1 protein-coding gene is annotated in these 1,594 nt (G+C 63.7%); it reads right to left on the reverse strand.

Translation table 11 applies throughout. The features are described 5' to 3' along the window. Nucleotides 1–1,516 (reverse strand): pitrilysin family protein (locus tag AAFM29_RS17825; RefSeq protein WP_341714044.1); only part of this gene is annotated, 1,516 nt, incomplete at its 3' end. Nucleotides 1,517–1,594 lie beyond the last annotated feature (78 nt).

Consider the following 1,594-nt stretch of genomic DNA (forward strand, 5'->3'; position numbering starts at 1 on the left):
CAGTCGCCTCGTCGCCCTGCGAGGTGACATAGATGCCGCGCACCACATCTCCTTCGAACAGCTTGCGCGTGTGATCGAACACATTGGCTGGGTTGAACCGCGCCCGCATCCCGCGGAAAATCGCCAGCGCGGTCTCAGGCGAAGCGACCGTCTCGCGGATATCGAGCGCGCGGACGATATTATCGGCTAGCTTGACCCCGGCGAGCACCTTTCGCTGTTCGACTTCGCTCGCGAAAGCGGTGTCGAACTGCGCCACTTCCCGGTCGATCTCTTCCTGCGTGGGTGGGTGCGACAGCGCATCGGCAATGACGCCGCGCACGTCGGCGAGCGCTGACTGCCAGTCGCCATCGAGCGGCGCGAAGCTGACGAAAGTGGCATCGGCAGAGCGCGAGATATCGTCTTGCTGAACTTCTGCATAGAGGTAGCCACCGCCGCTGCGCGCACGCGATTCCAGCCTGCGATTGATGATGGCCTGCGACACCGCGTCGAGCATCAGCCCTTCATTATAGACCACCGTATCCTGCACCTGACGCCATGGCCGCATGACGGCATAGGTCAGGTTACGGGGCATGTCGGGCTCGACAGCGACTGCAAGCTCGCCGATCGGATTGCTGCCCTCCCCGCCGGGAGGCGCCAGAGGATCGCCGAAGTCGGGAGCGACCATCGCCGGGCCTTGCCCATGCCAATCGCCGAAATAGCGCTCGATCAATTGCGCGAAGTGTACCGGATCGACATCACCCACAACCACGATCACGGTATTTTCCGGGCGGTACCAGCGCTCGTGGAATGCCTCGAGGCTGGCCTGGTCGGTTGCGCGCAATGTGGCTTCGGTTCCGATCGGGCGACGATTGGCCAGCCGTTGCCCGGCGAACAGCGTCGCCAGCGTCTGTTCGCTCACGCGTTGTCCCGCCCCGCTCTGCTCGCGCATTTCGGCGAGCACGATCGGCACTTCGGCGGCGATATTGTCGTTGGTGAGCACTGGTTCGCGCACCATGCCCGACAACAGCTTGAAGCTCTCCTCCAGCCCCTCGGACGTGATCGCCGGCAGGTCGATCTTGTAGACCGTGTGGGTCGGCGTGGTTTCGGCATTGGCGTCATGCCCCAGCGTCGCGCCAAGTCGCTGCCACGTCGGGATCGCTTCGCCCGAGCCGAGATACTTGCTCTCGCGGAAAAGCATGTGTTCGAGCAAGTGCGCATAGCCCTGTTCCTCGTCGCTCTCGTGAAGCGAACCGGCGTCGATCCGGATGCGGATCGAAACCTGCCCCGGCGGCACGCCATTCTCGCGCACGGCATAGCGCAAGCCGTTGCCCATTTCGCCGAACTGCCACTCGCGGTCGACTGGAATGTCGCTATCGCGATAGAGCCACGGCACCTCGTCACCACTTTGCATCGAGGTTGGCGGCGCTTGCGGAACAGGCACGGCAGCAGGCGCCTCTTGCGCGGCAAGCGAAAGCGGGGCGGGCAATGGGGAAACCACCAAGGCGAGCGCGCCAATAGCGCGAAACAACGCAGTCATGGCTGGAACTATAGAGGCTCTACAGGTGAAGGGATAGTGAATGGCGCGCAGCTTTGCCGGCTTGCCGCGCGGCTGCAC

Source organism: Erythrobacter sp. (assembly GCF_038133525.1).
Lineage (GTDB): Bacteria > Pseudomonadota > Alphaproteobacteria > Sphingomonadales > Sphingomonadaceae > Qipengyuania.